The organism is Mycobacterium sp. SM3041 (assembly GCF_039668335.1).
In the GTDB taxonomy this organism is placed as follows: domain Bacteria; phylum Actinomycetota; class Actinomycetes; order Mycobacteriales; family Mycobacteriaceae; genus Mycobacterium.
This window is the reverse complement of record NZ_JAYXBQ010000001.1, coordinates 361812-380865: the sequence shown is the minus strand read 5'-3', so window position 1 is coordinate 380865 and position 19054 is coordinate 361812. Positions and strand designations below refer to the sequence as shown.

The 19054-nt window shown below is 67.3% G+C and carries 19 protein-coding genes; 1 reads left to right on the top strand and 18 read right to left on the bottom strand.

Translation table 11 applies throughout. From position 1 onward, the window contains the following. Positions 1 to 4 precede the first annotated feature (4 nt). Positions 5 to 583, top strand: a complete 579-nt coding sequence (locus VXD91_RS01745; RefSeq protein WP_346414465.1) for an XRE family transcriptional regulator — start codon at positions 5 to 7, stop codon at positions 581 to 583. A gap of 85 nt (positions 584 to 668) precedes the next feature. Here the strand turns inward: VXD91_RS01745 and VXD91_RS01740 are convergent, their stop codons facing one another. The 18 genes from VXD91_RS01740 to cobC all read right to left on the bottom strand — a co-directional run bounded on the left by VXD91_RS01740 (position 669) and on the right by cobC (position 19026). After that, on the bottom strand, positions 669 to 1331 hold the full coding sequence (locus tag VXD91_RS01740; protein WP_318985214.1) for a CAP domain-containing protein: 663 nt from the start codon (positions 1329 to 1331) through the stop codon (positions 669 to 671). A gap of 16 nt (positions 1332 to 1347) precedes the next feature. Beyond that, positions 1348 to 1710 carry a DUF732 domain-containing protein gene (locus VXD91_RS01735; RefSeq protein ID WP_346414464.1) on the bottom strand — a complete coding sequence of 121 codons (363 nt, stop codon included), beginning with the start codon at positions 1708 to 1710 and terminating at the stop codon, positions 1348 to 1350. 5 nt (positions 1711 to 1715) lie between these two features. Further along, positions 1716 to 2333, bottom strand: a complete 618-nt coding sequence (locus VXD91_RS01730; RefSeq protein ID WP_346414482.1) for a hypothetical protein — start codon at positions 2331 to 2333, stop codon at positions 1716 to 1718. A gap of 5 nt (positions 2334 to 2338) precedes the next feature. Next, positions 2339 to 2968, bottom strand: a complete 630-nt coding sequence (locus VXD91_RS01725; RefSeq protein WP_346414463.1) for a mammalian cell entry protein — start codon at positions 2966 to 2968, stop codon at positions 2339 to 2341. Then, complete coding sequence (locus VXD91_RS01720) at positions 2932 to 4380, bottom strand: MlaD family protein (protein ID WP_346414462.1); 1449 nt, start codon at positions 4378 to 4380, stop codon at positions 2932 to 2934. Before VXD91_RS01720 ends, VXD91_RS01725 begins: the two co-directional genes overlap by 37 nt. Beyond that, entirely contained in the window at positions 4381 to 5535 is a 1155-nt protein-coding gene (locus tag VXD91_RS01715; protein ID WP_346414461.1) for an MCE family protein, read from the bottom strand. After that, the gene (locus VXD91_RS01710) at positions 5532 to 6818 is read right to left on the bottom strand and encodes an MCE family protein (protein ID WP_346414460.1); all 1287 of its coding nucleotides are present in this window, start codon (positions 6816 to 6818) and stop codon (positions 5532 to 5534) included. Before VXD91_RS01710 ends, VXD91_RS01715 begins: the two co-directional genes overlap by 4 nt. Beyond that, positions 6815 to 8155, bottom strand: coding sequence for an MCE family protein (locus tag VXD91_RS01705; protein ID WP_346414459.1), 1341 nt, complete (start codon positions 8153 to 8155; stop codon positions 6815 to 6817). The genes VXD91_RS01710 and VXD91_RS01705 overlap by 4 nt, the downstream gene beginning before the upstream one ends. Further along, complete coding sequence (locus VXD91_RS01700) at positions 8152 to 9177, bottom strand: MCE family protein (RefSeq protein ID WP_138248568.1); 1026 nt, start codon at positions 9175 to 9177, stop codon at positions 8152 to 8154. Before VXD91_RS01700 ends, VXD91_RS01705 begins: the two co-directional genes overlap by 4 nt. Before the next feature lie 39 nt (positions 9178 to 9216). Then, a complete protein-coding gene (locus VXD91_RS01695; protein WP_138248567.1) occupies positions 9217 to 10650 on the bottom strand; it encodes an MCE family protein in 1434 nt (477 codons plus the stop codon). A 3-nt stretch (positions 10651 to 10653) separates the two neighbouring features. Continuing rightward, the gene (locus VXD91_RS01690; protein WP_138248566.1) at positions 10654 to 11508 is read right to left on the bottom strand and encodes an ABC transporter permease; all 855 of its coding nucleotides are present in this window, start codon (positions 11506 to 11508) and stop codon (positions 10654 to 10656) included. A gap of 7 nt (positions 11509 to 11515) precedes the next feature. Next, entirely contained in the window at positions 11516 to 12289 is a 774-nt protein-coding gene (locus tag VXD91_RS01685; RefSeq protein ID WP_138248565.1) for an ABC transporter permease, read from the bottom strand. A 345-nt stretch (positions 12290 to 12634) separates the two neighbouring features. Further along, positions 12635 to 13708, bottom strand: coding sequence for a helix-turn-helix transcriptional regulator (locus tag VXD91_RS01680; RefSeq protein WP_138248564.1), 1074 nt, complete (start codon positions 13706 to 13708; stop codon positions 12635 to 12637). Further along, the gene (locus VXD91_RS01675; protein ID WP_138248563.1) at positions 13705 to 14763 is read right to left on the bottom strand and encodes a LuxR C-terminal-related transcriptional regulator; all 1059 of its coding nucleotides are present in this window, start codon (positions 14761 to 14763) and stop codon (positions 13705 to 13707) included. The genes VXD91_RS01680 and VXD91_RS01675 overlap by 4 nt, the downstream gene beginning before the upstream one ends. A 264-nt stretch (positions 14764 to 15027) precedes the next feature. Continuing rightward, complete coding sequence (locus tag VXD91_RS01670) at positions 15028 to 16134, bottom strand: bifunctional RNase H/acid phosphatase (RefSeq protein ID WP_138248562.1); 1107 nt, start codon at positions 16132 to 16134, stop codon at positions 15028 to 15030. After that, positions 16131 to 16883, bottom strand: coding sequence for a C4-type zinc ribbon domain-containing protein (locus VXD91_RS01665; protein WP_138248607.1), 753 nt, complete (start codon positions 16881 to 16883; stop codon positions 16131 to 16133). The genes VXD91_RS01670 and VXD91_RS01665 overlap by 4 nt, the downstream gene beginning before the upstream one ends. Before the next feature lie 11 nt (positions 16884 to 16894). Next, positions 16895 to 18019: a Nif3-like dinuclear metal center hexameric protein gene (locus VXD91_RS01660; RefSeq protein ID WP_163692677.1), complete on the bottom strand. Its 1125-nt coding sequence runs from the start codon at positions 18017 to 18019 to the stop codon at positions 16895 to 16897. Continuing rightward, positions 18016 to 19026 carry an Rv2231c family pyridoxal phosphate-dependent protein CobC gene (cobC, locus tag VXD91_RS01655; RefSeq protein ID WP_346414458.1) on the bottom strand — a complete coding sequence of 337 codons (1011 nt, stop codon included), beginning with the start codon at positions 19024 to 19026 and terminating at the stop codon, positions 18016 to 18018. The genes VXD91_RS01660 and cobC overlap by 4 nt, the downstream gene beginning before the upstream one ends. Positions 19027 to 19054 lie beyond the last annotated feature (28 nt).

Here is a 19054-nt window from a genome sequence, read left to right as displayed (position 1 = left end):
TGCCATGCAGGCAAACCCCGAGGACGACGACATCGAGGCGCGGGTCCGGCGGCGACTTCGGGAACTGCGCACGCAACGCGGCATGACGCTGGAAGATGTTGCGCGCGCGGCCGATATCGACGTCTCGACGTTGAGCCGTCTGGAATCGGGCAAGCGCCGATTCGCACTCGACCACCTGCCCCGGCTCGCCGCGGCACTGTCGATCAGCACCGACGAACTCATGCGCGCACCCGAGGCCGAGGATCCGCGGGTGCGTGGGTCCTCACACACCCGCGGCGGCATCACGTACTGGCCACTGACCCGCGGCGGGCCGGCCGGTGGTCTGCACACGTTCAAGATCCGCGTGAGCGCGCGGCGGCGCACGCCACCGACCGAGCTGCCGGTGCACGATGGCCAGGAGTGGCTCTACGTGTTGTCGGGGAACCTTCGCCTGCTACTCGGCGACCGCGACTTCACCATCAAACCCGGTGAGGCCGTGGAGTTCTCGACCTGGACACCGCACTGGTTCGGCACCGTCGACGGCCCGGTCGAGGCGATCGCCATCTTCGGACCGCACGGCGAGAAGCTGCACGTGCGCAACTGACCACGATTTCGCCCCGCGAATGTGCACTCAGATCGCTAGTTCGGCGATTTTCTCGCTCTGCGCGCACACTCGCGATACAAGAGCCCTAGTTCGCCGGGTACGCCGGTGCCGGGAAGACGCCGCGCAGGATCCAGGGGAACCAGTTGATGCCCTGCTCCAACTCGTCGCTGCCGTCGTAGTCGGGACTCGGGTCGAAGCCGTTGTTACCGCCGCCCTCCTTCTCGTCGCGGTGCGGCGGTTCGGGCAACTGGCCGTACACGGCGACGACGACGGTGCGGTCGAGGCTGTTCTCGGACCACACGCCCATCTGGTTGTTGGCGCAGTTGGACATGATCTGCTTGATCACCGGGTCGTAGTACCACTGGTTGATCAACTCGACTCCGCTGATCGCGAGCGCCGGGTTGGTGGCCACCGTCTGCGCGACCGGGCCGCCGCGGTAACCTGCCTGCTCGGCCCGCATCTGGGGCGTGGAGCCGTCAGATCCGATGTCGCCGTCCAGGTTCCGGTTGGCCATCATGTCCTTGGCCTGCCGTTCGGCGGCCTGCTGCAGCTGCGAATTCACCGCGATGTCGTTGGTGCAACCCGCCTGATGCTGCACGGTGTAGACGTTCGACACGACAGAGTCGTTGAGCCGCTTGTTGTTCGGGATGAGGGTGTTGCCGTTGTCAGCGTGCGCGAGCGGTACGCAGAGCGCGGTGCCCAACGGCACGACCGTCAACACCGACAGCACCCATTGCCGACACCTCATGTTGGATTCCTTCGCATCAGGGATGGACGCCCGGCGGCGACTGGTAGTGCGCCGCGGAGTTCCGCAGCTGCCAGATCTGCCCGGGGCACAGTTCGTTGACGGCTTGCGAGACGAGGTAGGACGCCTGGTAGTCGTCGTCGGTGTTGAAATCGCCTCGCACGTCACTCATCACCTGGGCGAACGGCTGACCGGCTGCCACCTTGTCGCAGATGCCGTAGCCATAGCCCAGTGCCGCATCGGCATTGGGAAAGTTGTAGCCGGGCCGCACGGTCACGCCGATCAGATACGCGGTCGCGTCGGCCTGGGCGGCCGGCGCGAGCGCCACCGGGACGGCCAGCGTCGCCGCGGCGAGCAAACCTGAAGTCCACCGTCGATTCATGGTGCTCACATCGGGTCGAATTGCGATATGAGCCAACGGTTGTCGACCTTGTCGAGCGTCACACGCACGCTCGACGCGGTACTCGTCGGGGCGCTGTCGCCGATGATCATCGTCTGATCCACGAACAGCATGACGACCGCATGGTTCGGCGTCGCCTTGGTCCACGCTGCTGCCGGCACGGTGGCGACGGCCGAGATCTTCTTCTGCTTGGACCCAGGTATCACCACGTCGCGGGTGAGCGAGGTGTAGGAGTCCAGGAAGTTGCCGGTCATGTACTTCTTGGCGGCTTCCAGATCCTTGTCGACCGTCTCGGGCTTGTACGACAGCAGTGCGATGGTGCCGTCGGTGGCCGCCTTCGTGGACTCCTTTTTCGCCGTGTCGGATTGGGCCAGCGACACGTCCTTCCACTGCAGGTAACCGGCCGCCCCGCCGAGTGCGAGGACGACGGCGGGCAGCAGTCCGTAGACGGCCACGTTCGCCCACGCGACGCGGCGCCGCCCTGCGGCAGGCGCCGCGTCGGTGGTCTCTGCGGCATCGACCTCGACCTCGTTGTCGAGCTCATCGACCGAAGCTGTTGATTCAGCAGACGTTTCAGCGGCGACGTCACTGCCGCGGGACTTCATCAGTTTCACGGCACAAACTCCACGTTCGACACCTTCATCGCATCACCGACTTTCTGCACCGCGAGGCGCATCCGCCATTCGCGTGGTTGTTGATCCGGCGCACCGACATTGGCGGTCTTGACGGCCACCGCGACCAGTACCTGCGCCGAATCCCCCGATTCCGACTCCAGCCCGGCCTCGGTGATCGAGCCGGTGGACGTCGACTTCGCCTCTTTGACGACCTTGATGAAAGGTGCTGAGCGCTTGGCGAAGTCGTCGTAGAACTCCCCCGTCGCGCTGTCGAGGATGCGCTGGACGTCGGCGTCGGCCCGCTGCCAGTCGATGGTCGTCAGGTTCAGTGCGCCCTGCCGTGCGGCCTGGACGATCTGGCTCTGCCGCTCGTCGACGGCCGTGGCGCGGTGCGTCCGCACCACCAACCACCCGACAAGTGCGCTCAGTGCGACCACCAGAATCAGTCCGGCCACCGCCGCGATCCGGCGCACCGGCTTCGGCTTCGTCGGCTCACCGGCGGGCTCGACCGAGTCGCCGGCATCCACCTCGTCGATGCCCTCCACGTCGTCGATGTCGGGGTCGAGGACGGCGACCCCGCCGCCGTCGGTCAGCTCCCCGGCTGCGGCGTCATCATGCTTTGCCATGTCTTCTCCTTCGGAGCCGTGTGGGCCAGATCGGCTTGGGTGTAGGTCTTTCCGTCCGGGCCGATGTACGACCCGCTGGCCGGGTCGTACTCGGCCACGGCGACCGGAGGCGGTGGTGCACCGGCAGGCGGCGCCGTGTCGGGCCGCAGTTGCGGCACGTCCTGCCCGGTCCAGGTGGCGTTGGGATCGCCCTTCCAGTTGTAACCGTCGTTGAGCGGCACGTACGGCTCATCGCTCTCGCACTGCTTGACGGTGGCGGCGCGCTTGCCGGGCACCGTCTCGCACGGCAGGTTCTTGGCGCCACGCACGTTGAACATGCCGTCCTGCGGGGTCCGGCAGTACAAATCACCGGCCGGCAGCTCGGGGTAATCCTCCAGCGCCGGGTTGCGCATCTGCTGCGCCGGCAGGTACCCGGTGGTGCATGGCGGCGGCAGGTTGATGTTCAGGTTGAAGCTCAGGTACGCGCCCTTGTACGCCTGCTTGGTGTCGCGGTTCGCCAACGTAACGCCTTGCGCTGCTTCCGTTGTCCGCGGCAGCAGCACGAGGAGCTGTTCGAGGTTCGGCTGGTAGGTGATCGCCACCTTGTTGATGGACACCAGATTCTGCAACACGATCGGCAAGGTCGGCCGTAGCCGGTTGAACAACTGCCCCATCTCGCCGAATGCCGGGCCGCCCTTGTCGAGCAGTGTGCCCACGGCTTTGTCCTGCGCCTGCAGTTCACCGGTCACCGTGGCAACGTTCGCCGCCCACGCCTGGATGGCACCCGAGGTGTTGTTCTGCGAGTCGAGCACGGGTTTGACCTGATCGATCAGGCTCAGCAGCGGGTCCAGGTTCGCGCGTGCGTCGATGGCCAGCTGGCTGCCGCCTTTGACGATGTGCGAGAGCTCCGGTCCCAAACCGCCCACCGCCGTGGCGGATTCGTCGACGACCGTCTTGAGGTTCTCCTTGGGCACGGCCTGCAGGCCCTTGGTCAGCGAGTCGATCACGGTGTTGATGTCCGGCGGCACCGACGTGTGCGCCAGCGGGATGACGTCACCGTCCTTGAGCGGCCGCGAGCCGGTACCACGGGGCGTCAGTGACACGAACTGCTCACCGATCGCCATCTGGCTGTGCACGTCGGCCTGCACATCAGACGGAATATCGGTGCCGGAGTTGAGCGACAGCTCCGCCTGTACCCCGGTGGGTGTGAGCCCGACGGACTGCACCCGGCCCACCACGGTGCCGCGGTAGGTGACGTTGCCGGTGGCATACAGGCCGCCGGTCTCGGGCAGTTCCATCTTGACCACGTAGCGTCCGATGCCGAACAGCTTGGCGGGCAACTGCATATAGATCAGGCTCATCATCGTCACCGCGATCAGGGCGACGAGGGCGAAGATCGCGAGCTGAATTCTCACGCGTTTGTCGAGATGCATTTACGGCCCCTGATCCCAGCGGTACGGAATGGTCAGCGGATTACCCGGGTTGTTCGGGCCGCCCGCGGTGCACGGACTCGGGAACTGGCCGATGGTGCGTCCCCACTGCAGTTCCAGCTCCGTCAGGTCGCACTCCCAGCGGGTGCCGGTGAAGAACGCCTGGTCGATGCGGCTCAGCGTGAGGTCGACGATCGCGGTGAGGTTCGCGTAGTCACCGCGCTGCCACTTCTCGATGGTGTCGCTCGGGAACGGCACCGTCGGGATGAAACTCAGTGCCCGGGTCATCGCGGGCCCGGCATTGGCAAGCTGTTCGAGTGTCGGTCCCAGGGCACGTAATTCCTTGATCACGTTCTCTTTTGACCGGTCCACGGTGTCGGTGGCGAGCGCGGCGAACTTGCTCAACTTGTCGGCCGCCGTGACGAGGTTTTCGCGCTCACCATTGAGAACGGCCAGCGCTTGCGGGACGGTGTCGATGGCACGGTCGAGGACGGGCTGGCTCGCGGCGAGCTTGCCGACGACGGTGTTGAGGCTCTCCGATGCCGCGATGATGTCGGGCGTCTGGTCTTTCACGTTGGCGGTGAACGTGTCGAGCTGCTTGATGAGGCTGCGCAGGTCCTCCGCGCGCCCGTGGAACGCCGTACTGAAGGCCTCGGTGATGTCCTGGACGTTGCCGATGCCACCGCCGTTGAGCACCATCGACACCGCGGACAGTGTCTGCTCGACCGAGGGGAAGCTGCCGCTGCTGGCCAGCGGTATGACCGAGCCCTGGTGCAGTTTGCCTTGCGGGCGACCATCTTTGGGCGGTCCGATCTCGACGTGCAGCGTGCCCAGCAGGCTGGTCAGGCCCAGCTTGATGGTCGAGTTGGCGGGTGCGTCCACGTCGCCGTTGAGACGCATGGTGACCAGCGCGTGCCAGCCTTGTCGCTCGATCTTGGTGACTGTGCCGACCGTCACGTCGGAAACGCGGACCCGCGAATTCTCCTGCAGGTTGGTGACATCCGGCATCTGCGCCTGGATTTCGAACGCGCCGGGTCCCCCGCCCTCGGTGCCGGGCAGCGGCAGGCTGTTGGCGCCGCGCCAGTCCGAGCAGCCCGCCGAGGCCAGCAGCGTCAGGGTGGCCACGACGTATCCCGCGGCCGAACGCAACCGGGTCATGACCCACCTCCGGCCGGTGGCGTCATCATTCCGGCCAGGCCGGCGTTGGCGTCGGTGGTCACGGTCTGCGCGGCCGCTTGCTGTGCCGCCGGAGCTGCCGGCCGCGACGGCGGCACGTAGTCTGGCCGCATCCAATCCTCGCTGTAGGTAACCTCATTGGGTCGCGCCTGGGTCCCGACGAACAGGTTCTCGCCCAGCGGCGGGAAGTTGTACTGCCGGTTCTTGACGATGGGCGCCAGATACTGCGCGCACAACTTCGACGACTGGTCCGCGCCGAGACGCGACGCGGCCTGGATGGCGCCGCAGATGAAGCTGACGGGGTTGGCGAAGTTGTTGGCCGCCAGGATGCCGGTCAACGAGCCGACCGCCGGCTCGTAGATGTTGTTCAGGTCGGCCAATGCCGTTGGCGCCACATGCAATACCTGCTTGATGTCGTCGAGGCTGCCCACGATCGCGGTGCTGACCGAGGCCAGCTTGTCCGATGCCGTCCCGACGGCTTCCCGGTTGTCCGCGACGAAGGAGCGCACGTCATCGGCAACAGCGCTCATGTCGTGCAGCGCCTGCCCGACCTTGCCCGGATCGTCGGCGACCAGTCCGGTCACCTCGGCCAGGTTGGTGTTGAGCCGTTCCAGCAAGCCGGTGCTGTCCTGCAGCGCCGACACCAGGATCGAGAGGTTCTTGAACGTCGAGAACAGATCGTTGCTGTGGTCGCCGAGGATCGAGACCGCCTGCGACAGCCGGATCACCGATTCCCTGATGCTGGCGCCCTGCCCCCGCAGGTTGTCGGCGGCGGTGTTGATGAAGCCGCCGAGCGTGCTCACCCCGCCCGGCTGATCGGGCTTGAGCAGATCGGCGACCCGCTGCAGCTGGGTGCGGACCTGATCCCATTCCACCGGCACCGCGGTCCGATCGAGCGGGATCACGGCGCCGCCCCGCAGCGTCGGCCCACCGCGGTACGGCGGGATCAGCTGAATTGCCCTGCCCGTCACCAACTGTGGCGACAGGATCACGGCCTTGGCCTCGGCGGGCACCTTGTACTTGTCGTCGATCCAGAAGGTGACCTTGACCTTTTCCGGCCCAGGTTCGATCTTCTCGACCTTGCCGACCGGCACCCCTTGGATCAGGACGTCGTCACCCTTGAACAACTGATTGGTGTTCTGGAAGTAACCCACCACTTCGTTGCGCGACGCGCGCTGGAACGCCGTCACGGCGAAGTAGCCGCCACCCACGACGAGAGCCACCGCGGCCCCGACGACGAGCAGGCGGGCGGACAGCTTGCTCATGACGGTCCTCCTGGCTGCTCAACGGGATCCGACACGTGCACTGGCGGGGTCTTCGGCGGTTCCGGCATGGCGGTCTGCCCGGGTGCGAGCGCCGGCGGTCCAGGTGGCGGTCCACCCGGCGGCGGGGCCGGTTGCGTTTCGCGGAGGGGGTAGCAGCCAGGCCCGGGCAACGGGATTCCCGGTGGGCCACAAGCGGTATCGCCGGGCTTGCCGGTGATCGCGTCCGGAATCGTCAGACGCGGGTCGCCGGCCTGGCCGGTGCGCGGGAACGGCACGGGCAACGGCGGGGTGCCGGGCTGTCCGGTCTGCGGATCCTGAAGCTGGGACGGCAGTTTGGTGTTCGGGTCCACTCCGAGGTCGGAGAACGCGGCATCGACGAACGGCTGCACGAACTGGCCCGGCAACAGGTTGACGATGTACGCCTTGAAGAACGGGCCCGACCCGAGCGCGTCACCCAGTGCCATGGCGTACTGGCTGAGTCGCTTGACGGCCTCCTGCAACCGCTCCTTGCGGTTGTCGAGCATCGTCACGACACCGTTGAGCTTGTCCAGCGCCGGCCGCAGCTGCGTCTTGTTCTCCGCGATCAATCCCTTCAACTGCTGGGAGACCGCAGACAGGCTGTTCCACAGCCGGCTCACCGCGGCACTCTGCGAACGCAGTTGCACCAGAAGCGCATTGGTGTTCTTGACCAGGCTGACCACCTGGTCGCTGCGCTTGGCCAGCACCGTCGTCGCCTTCGAGGCGTTTTCCAGCAGGCCGCGCAGTTGTGCGTCCCGGTCGTTCAGCGTCTTGGAGAACCGCGCGATGCCGTTGACCGCGTCCCGCAGGTCCGGAGCGGTGTTCGCGAACGCCTCCGAGACCGTGGCCAGCGAGTCCGACAGCTGATGGGTGTCCAGGCCGCTGATCGCATTGGTCACGTCACCCAGTGCGTCCGGCAGCTGGTACGCCGACACGGTCCGCTCGAGCGGGATGGTGCCCTTGAGGTCGCCGTCGCCCTTGGGAACGACTTCGAGCATCTTGCTGCCCAGCAGCCCCTTGGTCTTGATCGCGACCTCGGTGCGCTCCCCGAGGTGCACGTCGTCGTCGACGGTGAACTTGATCAGCACGCGCGGGCCGTCGAGGTCGATGCTCGCGACCCGGCCCGCCGGAAAACCTGAGATGTCCACGGGCGCACCGGTATGCAGGCCGCTGGCGTCTTCGAAGTACCCGGAGTACGTGGTCGTGCCGCTGACGAACGGAATCTTCTGGAACAGCAGCGCGACGGTGGCGACCATTACGACGGCGCTGATGCCTATCGCGCCCAGGGCGAAATGACTTCGCTCGGCAAAAGGTTTCATCTGGGTGTGCACCGTCCCGTGCTCTGTCCGGCCACCTTCACGTAAACCGGTTGTCCGCCTTTGCCGTTGAGTTTGAGCACCGCGTCGCAGAGGTAGAAGCTGAAGAAGTCGCCGTAGATGCCCTGCCGGGTCAGCGCCTTGTACTTGTCCGGCAGGGTGTTGATGAAGTTGTCGAAGTAGTCGTGGTCGGCGAGCACGAGTCCGGCGGTCCGGTCCACTTCATGGACGGTCTTGACCAGCGGCGGCCTGGCCTCGGTCAGCAGGCCGGCAATCGAGTTGGCCGCTGCATCGGTGTAGGCCACGGCATTCGAGACGTCGGTCTTGCGTTGTGCCAGGCGGTCGACCAACTGCGACAGTGACACCACGGCTTTGTCGAGCTTGTCGCTCTTGCCGCCGAAGGAACTGAGCACGGTGTTCAGGTTGGTGACGACCTGCCCGATCAACTGGTCGCGGTCGGCCAGGGTGTTGGTGACCACCGCGGCCTGCGCCAGGAACGACCCTATCGACGGCCCCTGCCCCTGCAGCGCCTGGATCAGCTGCCCACTGAGATCGTTGATCTTGTCGGGGCTCAGGGCCGAGAACAACGGACGGAAACCACCGATGACGGCATCGAGGTCCAGCGCCGGCTGGGTCCGGTCGACGGGGATGGTGTCCCCCGCGTTGAGCTTCTTGGTGCCGCCGGCACCTTCCTCGAGCGCCAGGAACCGGTCACCGACGACGTTGTCATACCGGATCACGGCACGGCTGCCCTCGGTCAGTACGACGGAACTGTCCGCGGTGAACTCGACCGTCACCGTGGAATCGCGGTTGATCGACACGTTCTTGACCTGGCCGACCTCCACGCCCGCGATGCGAACGTGACTGTCCTTCTTCATGTTCGAGACGTTGATGAAGCGGGCGAAGTAGGTGTGACCCTCGTCGAACCGCAGGTCGGCGAAGACCGCCCAGAGGGCGACGGTGCCGAGCAGACATACCGACAGGAAGACGGACAGGCGCAGGAGCGTGCCCCTAAGGTTCTCCACGACTTCCCTCCTGTCTCGGTCGTTGATTGGTCATCACGGTCAGTTCCCGCCCGCCTCGGCAGGCAACGCGGGGGCTTCGGCCGGCAGTGGCGGCGCCTCGGCGGGCGCCGGTGCCGACTGCGGTTGCGCGTCAGCGGGATTCGGCGGCGCGGGCGGCACACCGGGCCACAGCGGCACCCCGCCGGGGCCGTACAGCGGTGCGCCGTAGGGCGGCGCGCCGGGGTACGGGATCGGGCCGGGAGCGGGCCCGGGCAGGCACTGCCGGATGCTCGGCGCCTGAGGCACTGCGCGGGTGCTCTGGAACCACTGGCCCCAGCAGGGGCTGCCGATGCCCGGGTTCGGCCGGATGTCGAGCCCGGTGCCCCAGCCCGTGTTGGTGATCAGTTGCCGCACTGGAAAGTTCTTGGCGACGTCGGGCAGCGAGCCACAGCCGGGCTTCCCGCCGGGACCACCCTTGGCCGCGTTGATCGGCAGGTTGTCGGGGAACACGTACGGGTTCTTGCCGGGCAGCAGCGTCGCATCGAGGATCAGCGAGCGGCCATCGGCCCCGCCGAACACGCCCCACGCGCCGGTGTCGAGGAACTTCTTGGTGCCCTCCAGCCAGCAGGTGTATCCGGGGCTGTACTTGAGCAGCAGACTCGTCGTGGGTTCCAGCCCATTGATGGCGTCGACGAGGTTGTCCCGGTTCGGACCCAGCAGGTCCGTGCCGGCCTCGGAGAATCCGATGACGTTCATCAGCAGGCTGTCGAGTGCCGTGGCCTTACCCGTCACCGTGCTGCTGGTGGTACTGGCGGCGTTGAGGATTTTCACGATGTTGTCGGCCGCCGCACCGTAGGTGTCACTGAACTGCTTGAACGACCGCCAGTCGTCACGAATCTTGTCCGAGCGTGAGTTGAGCGCCGTCAGTACCTCGTTGAGATCGGTTGTGGCCTGGCCCATTCGCTCACCCTGGCCACGGACGCCTTCGGCGACGGCGCTGAGCACCGAGTTCAGTTTCGCCGGATCCACCATGTCGAGCAGGTTGACGATGTTCTCGAAGACGGTGTCGACCTCGGTCGTCGTGTGTTCGGAGTGCAGCACCGCGCCGGCGGCCAACCGGGTGCTGCTGGGCGACGACGGATAAACCAGATCGACGAACTTGGCGCCGAACGCCGTTGTGACACTCACCTGCGCACCGACATTGGCGGGGATGTACTTCACCTGGTCCGGGTCGAGCTTGAGTTGCAGGGTCGCCCCCGACTGGCCCACGTCGATCTGGCTGACACGGCCCACCAGCACGCCGCGCATCTTGACCTTGGCGTTGGTCTCCAGCACCAGACCCGCCCGGTCCGCCATGACCGTCACGGGCACATAGGGTTTCGCGGCACCGGTGAAGATGACCGTGGTCACCACCATGAACAGCACCACGGCCGTGATCAGGATCAGGGCCCACCATGAGTTCGAGATCCGGCGATCTCCCTTGCGCGCTTCCACCGGCTAACCCGCCATGTTGAAGTTGCCGGACTGGCCGTAGATGGCCAGTGAGATGAACACGATCTCGACGGCCGCGATCACCATCGACAGACGCACCGCACGGCCGACCGCCTCACCCACGCCGGCGGGACCGCCGGAAGCGGCAAAGCCGAAGTACGTGTGCACCAACATGATCACGACAGTGATGGCGACGCACTGGACGAACGACCAGATGAGGTCGGTCGGGTTGAGGAACGTGTTGAAGTAGTGGTCGTACACACCGGCGCCCTGCCCGTAGACCGTCGTGGTGCCCATGCGCGCGGCGAAGAACGCCATCATGACCGCGACGCAGTACAGCGGGATCACCACGACCACCGCGGCCAGGACCCGGGTCGACGCGAGGTAGGTGATGCTGCGGATGCCGATCACCTCGAGGGCGTCGATCTCTTCGTTGATCCGCATGGCACCGATCTGCGCGGTGGCGCCGGCGCCGATGGTGGCCGACAGCGCCACGGCCGTGGTCGCCGGCACGATCATCCGCACGTTGAGGAACGCCGAAGCAAAACCCGTGAGCGCCTCGAAGCCCACGGACGAGAACTGGTTGTAGCCCTGGATCGCCACGAGGGCACCCGTCGTCATCGTCAGGAAGCCGACGATCGCGACCGTGCCACCGACGACGACGAGCGCGCCGGTGCCCAAACCTGTTGCGGCGATGAGCCGTAACAGCTCCGCACGATAGTTGACGACGGCATCGGGAATCGACCCGATGGTGTGCGAATAGAAGGCACCCTGCTCACCGATGCGATTCCAGCGCGCCACCGAGGTCTTGGCCAGTTTGTCGAGCCGCGGGAATCTGCGGCTGGGGACGTCGACAGTCATCTCTCCCTCACGACACCGTGTACTGGATCGCGACCGCGGTCACGATGACGTTGATGGCGAACAGCACCATGAAGGTGAAGACCACGGTCTCGTTGACGGCGTTCCCCACACCCGCGGGGCCGCCGCGCACGGAAGTGCCCTTGTAGCAAGCGATCAGGCCGGCCGCCATGCCGAACAGCGTCGCCTTGATGAGCGCGACGATGATGTCCCCGGGACCGGTGAGCAGGTTCAGGCCGCCGACGAACGCACCCGGAGACACGTGCTGCACGGTGGTACAGAACAGGAACGCACCGGTCAGGCCGACGAGGATCACCGTCGCCGACAGCGCCAGCGCCACCGTGGTGGCGGCCAGCACGCGGGGCACCACGAGCGAACGGATGGGGTTGATGCCCATCACGCGCAGCGCGTCGAGTTCTTCGCGGATGGTCCGCGCCCCGAGGTCGGCGCACATCGCCGTCGCGCCGGCCCCCGACACCACCAGCACCGTGACGATGGGGCCGATCTGGTTGACGGTGCCGATCGCGGCGCCGGTGCCGGAGAAGTCGGCTGCGCCGAATTCGGTCAGGAGAATGTTGAAGGTGAATGTCAGCAACACCGCGAACGGCATCGTGAGCAGCAGCGCGGGCAGGACGGACACGCGCGCGACGAACCACGTTTGCATGACGTATTCATGCCATGCGAACGGCGGTTGAAACATTTGCACAAAAGTGTCGAACGTCATCGCGAAGAAGCCGCCCAGTGAAGTAACCGGCTTCGCCGCTGTGCGAGCAATCGTCACCATTTGCCGCCCGCACTTTCCAACCATTGCGCCGAATCCACTACGTATGGTCGATAAGCGATCGCTGCGGCCAACATGGGTGGAGACGCTATCAATGTAGGTCAGCCGTCAGCCACCTCCAGATGGAGGGATTCAGGCCTGTGAGTTGTCCCCCATCGGGGTGACTATTGTGCTCTACATCACACGGTGCTGGCGGTACCGGAATTCCACAGCAATAGCACAGTCAAGCCATATCAGATAATTGCTGAATTCGCACCAGAACAGAAATGCAGGCCAGTTTTTTAATTCACCACAGCGGCAATATCGAAAGCGCCCCGAAAACCCGACGGAGGCCGAAAGCACGCACGGCTATCGCGCCTGTTCACCGAATCTGGACTGCGCGTCCATGTAGAGCGTGATCGCCTCCAACCGATTGGCCGCGCCGATCTTGCGCAGGATGCGTTTCACGTGCGTCTTGACGGTTTCCACCGACACGACCAACCCCTCGGCGATCTCCGCATTGGAGTCGCCCCGCACCATCCTGGCGAACACCTCACGCTCGCGGCTGGACAACGCCGCCGTGACCGCATCGACCGCCGCGGCCGGCGCGAACACGTCGTCGTCACCGCCGGGGTCCAGGCTGACGGCGGTGCCGGCGATGCGGTCGGCTTCCTCCGCCAACCGGGCGGCGGCCCCGATGATCGATACCCGAAGCTGTTCCATCCGTTCGGAATTCAACAGCCGCTCGTAGACGAACGAATACACCGCCAACAGCAGTCCCAACGTCTCGACGTCACCGTCGGCGATGGCACCCCGCGCGCGGAACATGTGGACCAGTGCCACCACTTTCGACTCGACGACAATGGGGGCGACCAGATAGTCCGCAGCGCCCAGTATGTCGCAGAAGCCCTCGCTGGCCGGCGCCTCATCGCCGCCGGCGTGGATGACCCGCCGGAATCTGACGCAGTCCTGTTCGGCGGCAGCGACATTGCGCGGCACCGGTTTTCCGGTACCGCGCGTGCCGTGCGATGTCACGGGGATGAACTTGTCGGGAGCGATGGACGACAGCACCGCACTGCTGAACCCGATGGTGTGGCAGAGCTCGGCGCACACCTGGCGCTCGAGTGCCTGCAGCGACGGCGCCGCTTTCAACCGCCGGATGCTGTCGATCACCGAGCGCGCCGTGGCACCGGAGTCGTCACCGCTGATCAGGCGCGCCTCGACCTGCGCCTGCAACGACGCCATCAGCAGCCGCTGCGCCACGGCGGGCATCAGTGCGATGCCCTCGCCGTCGTCGCCGAACAGCACTTCCTCCGTGGTCGCCGCCGAGTTGGCAATGGCCTCCTCGAGAGTGGTCGCCTTGTCCGCTCGCGGCAGGTTGAGCACGCTGCGCAGGTGTCCGTCGATCTGATTGAGCCTGGTCACCATCGCACGGCGCGTCATCGCGACGGTCCGCTCCCCACGCCGGCGTCCATCGCCAGATACATCGCGAGGGCGGCCGCGCGGTTGGTGGTGCCGAACTTCTCGGCGATGCGCTTGAGATGGGACTTGACGGTGCCCTCGGAGATCTCCAGACAGCGCGCGATGTCGCGATTGGTGGCTCCGGTCGCCACGTAGGACATGACCTCCCGCTCACGCGGGGTCAGCTCGGCCGCGACGACGGGCGCGCTCGTCGGCTGGACATCCGGCTCGCACTCGCCTGCATCCGACACGACAGCGCCACCCGGTGCGGGCCGCGTCATGAGGTGATCCATTGTGGCGCAGAGTTTGTCGACCTCGACGCGCTGCTGCGTAACCTTCTCTGCCAGAACGGCCCGCTCGTACACCACGGCCAGGCATTCGGCGAATGCCTCGAGCAGATCGAACTGATCCATGACCGTGGTGCCGGGGGCTTCGGGGAAATCGGCGTGCAGCATCCCGATCACCGCGCCGCCGACGGTGATCGGTGCCGCGAGGTAGTCCAGCCGGGCCGACGCGGTCGGGCGGGACACGACGACGCCGTGTCGCCCGCGGATCAGGGCGGCCTCTGCCTCGGCGTCCTCGAACCGGACGGGCACGCCCACCGAGAACCCATGGAAGGACAGCGATGTCGCACCGCGGCCATGCAGATGCCGCGGCAGCCAATCGTGCTCGCGGACCGTGGAGACCATGACGCGGCTGAATCCGAAGTCCCGGCACAGCAGTGTCATGGCGGCCTTGATGGTCTCCCGCGACGAGGTGCCGCGCAACGAATCGACGGCGTGGCGAATGGCAGTCACGCGCCCGGCACCATGGGCCACCGCGCGACGGCTCAGCTCACGGCGGAGCCGCTGGACGCCGGCCAACACGTCTTCGGTCGCGGTGCCGGCACTGCGCTGGCGTTCGAGGCGGCGGCGGAAGCGGTCGAGTTGCCGGTCCAGCTCGCGGTAGGCGCCGGGATCGCGAAGATTGCGGCCCAGCGAGTGCAGTCGGTCCGCTCCCGTCGTCGTCGCAGCGTGCCCGGCGATGAGCGTGGCCATTCACTCCCCTGCCTCGAGGTCGAAAACGGGACTGGTGCCAACATGTTCCGCGGTGCGCGCAGACGGGTCGGACCCGCGGCAGCTCTGCCCAGCTGCGACCGATGCGCGTTCAACAACCGTTTGAAATGTTGCTACGCAGATTCTGCGTGGACGACAGCTTTCGACCTATGTCCGCAACCGACGAAAAAACCAGCGTCGCCCGCTCTGCTCTGTCCTGACACGACAAATCTGTGAGTCAGCAAACCGCCGGAGCTACAGACCGGCCTACAGATAAGCGGTCTGATTGACCAACCGGACCGCGGAACCGCCGTCGCCGAAGAACTCCGCGATGCTCAGCGACGCCAGATCCAGGTGCAGGCGGTACAGGATGCCGGGCCCCGCATCGAGCGCCTGCCGCAGGATCGTCTTGATCGGCGTGACATGCGAGACCACGAGTACCGTCGTCGCACCGTGCTCGGCGATGATCCGGTTGCGGGCGCGGCGAATCCGGTGCGTCACCGTATCGAAGCTCTCCCCATCCGGCGGCGCTACGCTGGTGTCCCCCAGCCAGCTGCGGTGCAATTCCGGATCCCGTTCGGCCGCTTCGCGGAAGGTCAGGCCTTCCCAGGCACCGAAGTCGGTCTCGATCAGGTCGTCGTCGACGGTGACATCGAGGCCCAGCGCACTCGCCGCCGCCTTCGCGGTGTCCAGCGCCCGTTGCAGCGGCGAGCTGATCACCGCCGAGATGCCGTCGATGCCAGCGATATACGCCGCGGCCGCCGCGGCCTGCTCGCGTCCCAGTTCGGTCAGCGGCGGGTTACCCCGGCCCGAGTAGCGCCGGTGCACCGACAATTCGGTCTGCCCGTGCCGCAGCAGCAGGAACCGGGTCGGCGCGCCGACGGCACCGGTCCAACCGGGCGCGGATGGTTGTGCCGCAGCAGCTTTCGGCTCCGGCTGGGCAGCCGGCACCGACGGCGCCGACACCGACGCCGCCGCAGCATCCATGGCCTCGTTGGCCAACCGGTCGGCGTGGGAGTTCTGGGCCCGCGGAATCCACGTGTAGCTCACCCGGCCGAACCGCCGGGCGAGCGCCACCGCCTCGCGGTTCAACGGGATCAGGTCCGGATGCTTGACCTGCCAGCGGCCCGACATCTGCTCGACCACCAGCTTCGAATCCATCGACACCGCAACGTCATCGGCGTCCAGGGCGGCCGCGGCCTCCAGACCGGCGATCAGGCCCCGGTATTCGGCGACGTTGTTGGTCGCCACCCCGATCGAGGCACTGCTCTCCGCGAGCACCTCGGCCCGGTCGGCCGAAAACACCACGGCGCCATAGCCTGCGGGTCCCGGGTTGCCGCGCGACCCACCGTCGGCCTCGACCAGAACTCTCACAGACCGGTTTCTCCCGCACGGAAGTCCTTGACCCGCACCAGGATCGCCCCGCACTCGGGGCAGCGCAGCACGTCGTCGGGGGCGGCCGCCGAAACCCGGGACAGCTCACCACGATCCAGGTCGATGCGGCAGGCGCCGCAGCGGCTGCCCTGGAGCAGCCCCGCGCCGGGGCCGCCCAGCTTGCGCTGTTTCTCGTACATCTCGGCAAGTTCCGGGGACACCGAGTCCAGCAGCGCTTTGCGCCGGTCGGCCGCCACCTTGCGGGACTCGTCGATGGACACCAGCGCCTGGTCGCGCTCGACCTGCGCTGAGGTCAGATCCCCCTGCAGCGCGTCGATCAGGGCCAGTTCCTCGTTCCGCTCACCCTGCAGCTCTTCCCGACGCTCCATGATCTCCAGCTGCTGCTCCTCGAGAGCGGCCTGCCGGCGCTGCAGCGTCTCGAGCTCGTGCTGCAGTTCGGCCACCTGCTTGGCGCCGACCGAACCACTGTCCATCAGCTTCTGGTCACGGGCCTCACGCTGACGCACGGCGTCGATCTCGGACTCGAACTTGGCGATCTGCGCGTCCAAATCCTCGACGGCGATGCTCAGCGCCGCCAACCGATCGTTGGCCTCGCGGTGCTCTGCCTGCACGGCGTCGAAGCGCTGCTGCTCGACCAGGTGCGTCGACCGGTGCGTCAGGCGGGTCAGCGCGGCGTCCACTTCGGCCACCTCGAGCAACAAACGTTGTTGCGACACTTCAGCTTTCATCTTCACGTCTCTCAGCAGGTTATCTCGACGTTCCAGGGGTCGGTACGGATCTGGCTGACCCGCACCGGCAACGCATCACCGAATTGTGCACGCACGACCCCGGCGGCCTGCTCGCACCACGGAAATTCACTCGCCCAATGCGCTACATCGACCAGCGCCACGTCCGATGCGCGGCGGTGCTCGTCGGCGGGATGATGGCGCAGATCGGACGTCACGTAGACATCGACGCCCGACCGCGTCACCGCCCCCAGCAGCGAGTCGCCGGCGCCCCCGCAGACCGCGACGCGTGACACCAGGGCGTCCGGATCGCCCGCTGCCCGTACCCCCCACGATGTGGTGGGCAGACCGCGCGCGACGCGGGACGCGAAGGCCGACAACGGTTCCGGCTCCGGCAATGAGCAGATGCGCCCGATTCCGACGTCCGACGGCAGCGGCGCCAGCGTGAGCACGTCGAACGCCGGTTCCTCATAGGGGTGCGCCGCGCGCATCGCCGTCAGCACCGCCCGCCGCAGCCGGGACGGCGCGATCACCTCGACGCGGTCCTCGGCGACCTGCTCGATGGCGCCGACCATGCCGATGGTCGGTGTCGCGCCCTCGTGCGGCAGGAACTGGCCTACGCCCATGGTCGCCCAGCTGCAGTGCGAGTAGTCGCCGATCTGGCCGCCACCGGCGGCGAACATCGCGTCCCGCACCGCGTCGGCGTTCACGTGCGGCACGAACACGACCCATTTGTCCAGGTCAGCGCGCGCCTCGGCGGGGTCGAGCACACCCTCGACCTGCAGGCCCAGTGCCTCGGCGAGGGCGTCCGACACCCCGGGCGCGGCCGCGTCGGCATTGGTGTGCGCGCTGAACAGCGCCGCGCCGCGGCGGATCAGCGAGTGGATCAGGGCGCCCTTGCCGGTGTCGGCGGCCACGGTGTCGACGCCGCGCAGCAGCAGCGGATGGTGCGCCAGCAGCAGTCCGCCCTCGGGCACCGACGCGGCGACGGCCGCGGTGGCGTCGACCGCGACGGTCACCGACTCCACGGCCTCGGACGGGTCACCGCACACCAGGCCCACCGAGTCCCAGCTGTGCGCGAGCGCCGGCGGGTAGGCGCGGTCCAGCGCGGCGATGACGTCACGCAACGGCACACTCACCAGGGGACCTCCTGTAGGGCTTCGGCGAGGACCGGCCATTCCGGGCGGACCGCGGCGCGCAGGTAGCCGCCGGGCAGCCCGACGAACGTGTCGCAGCGGCGCACCGCAATCCCCTTCTCCGCCAGGTGCTTCCGGGCCAGCTCGGCGTCCGGCACCGAGAACAGTACGAAGGGTGCCGCGCCGTCGGCCACCGCGAAACCCGCCGCCGTCAGACCCGCCGCCATCTCGGCCCGCAGGTCGGCCAACCGGCGCGCCCCGGCCCCGGCCTCGGCGACCGCGGCCGGCGTGCTGCACGCCGTCAACGCCTCCAACTGCAGCGTGCCCAGCGGCCAGTGCGGCCGCTGCGCCGTCAGCCGCGCCAGCACCTCGGGCGCGCCCAGCGCGTAGCCGACCCGCAGCCCGGCCAGCGACCACGTCTTGGTCAGGCTGCGCAGCACCACGACGTCGGGCAGCGACCGCCCGGCCAGCGACTCCGGTTCACCGGGCACCGCGTCGGCGAAGGCCTCGTCGACGACGACGATGCGACCCGGTGCCCGCAGCGCCAGGATCTCGTCGCGGCGGTGCAGGACGCCGGTCGGATTGGTGGGATTGCCCACAACCACGAGGTCCGCGTCCGCCGGCACCGCCGCGCCGGACAGCCGGAACGGCGCGGCCAGCACCACGTGCGTGACGGGCACCCCGGCGGCGTCGAAGACGGCTTGCGGCTCGGTGAACGACGGCGCGATGAGCGCCGCCAGGCTGGGCTGCAGCAACGGGAGCAGCGCAAAACCCTCGGCGCCGCCCGCCAGCAGCGCCACTTCGTCGAGGTCACGGCCGTGCCGGGCCGCCACGGCTGCGCGGGCCGCGGCCACGTCGGACGAGGCCGGATAACTGCCCAGGTCGGCCAGCCGGGCCGCGAGCCGGTCGGCCAGCCACTGCGGCGGACCGGCGCCGCGGACGTTCACCGCGAAGTCGAGCATGCCGGGCGCCACCGCCTGATCGCCGTGATAGCGCGCCCCGAGTTCCACAGGTAGACCCTAATGCGCGGCGCAGGCG

What these genes read in the sequence shown, in the direction of transcription:
- VXD91_RS01710 (WP_346414460.1), bottom strand. Translation starts at nt 6,818, where the DNA reads ATGAGCAAGCTGTCCGCCCGCCTGCTCGTCGTCGGGGCCGCGGTGGCT.
- VXD91_RS01705 (WP_346414459.1), bottom strand. Translation starts at nt 8,155, where the DNA reads ATGAAACCTTTTGCCGAGCGAAGTCATTTCGCCCTGGGCGCGATAGGC.
- VXD91_RS01735 (WP_346414464.1), bottom strand. Translation starts at nt 1,710, where the DNA reads ATGAATCGACGGTGGACTTCAGGTTTGCTCGCCGCGGCGACGCTGGCC.
- VXD91_RS01675 (WP_138248563.1), bottom strand. Translation starts at nt 14,763, where the DNA reads ATGGCCACGCTCATCGCCGGGCACGCTGCGACGACGACGGGAGCGGAC.
- VXD91_RS01685 (WP_138248565.1), bottom strand. Translation starts at nt 12,289, where the DNA reads ATGGTGACGATTGCTCGCACAGCGGCGAAGCCGGTTACTTCACTGGGC.
- VXD91_RS01680 (WP_138248564.1), bottom strand. Translation starts at nt 13,708, where the DNA reads ATGACGCGCCGTGCGATGGTGACCAGGCTCAATCAGATCGACGGACAC.
- VXD91_RS01730 (WP_346414482.1), bottom strand. Translation starts at nt 2,333, where the DNA reads ATGAAGTCCCGCGGCAGTGACGTCGCCGCTGAAACGTCTGCTGAATCA.
- VXD91_RS01690 (WP_138248566.1), bottom strand. Translation starts at nt 11,508, where the DNA reads ATGACTGTCGACGTCCCCAGCCGCAGATTCCCGCGGCTCGACAAACTG.
- VXD91_RS01665 (WP_138248607.1), bottom strand. Translation starts at nt 16,883, where the DNA reads ATGAAAGCTGAAGTGTCGCAACAACGTTTGTTGCTCGAGGTGGCCGAA.
- VXD91_RS01740 (WP_318985214.1), bottom strand. Translation starts at nt 1,331, where the DNA reads ATGAGGTGTCGGCAATGGGTGCTGTCGGTGTTGACGGTCGTGCCGTTG.
- VXD91_RS01725 (WP_346414463.1), bottom strand. Translation starts at nt 2,968, where the DNA reads ATGGCAAAGCATGATGACGCCGCAGCCGGGGAGCTGACCGACGGCGGC.
- VXD91_RS01720 (WP_346414462.1), bottom strand. Translation starts at nt 4,380, where the DNA reads ATGCATCTCGACAAACGCGTGAGAATTCAGCTCGCGATCTTCGCCCTC.
- VXD91_RS01715 (WP_346414461.1), bottom strand. Translation starts at nt 5,535, where the DNA reads ATGACCCGGTTGCGTTCGGCCGCGGGATACGTCGTGGCCACCCTGACG.
- VXD91_RS01745 (WP_346414465.1), top strand. Translation starts at nt 5, where the DNA reads ATGCAGGCAAACCCCGAGGACGACGACATCGAGGCGCGGGTCCGGCGG.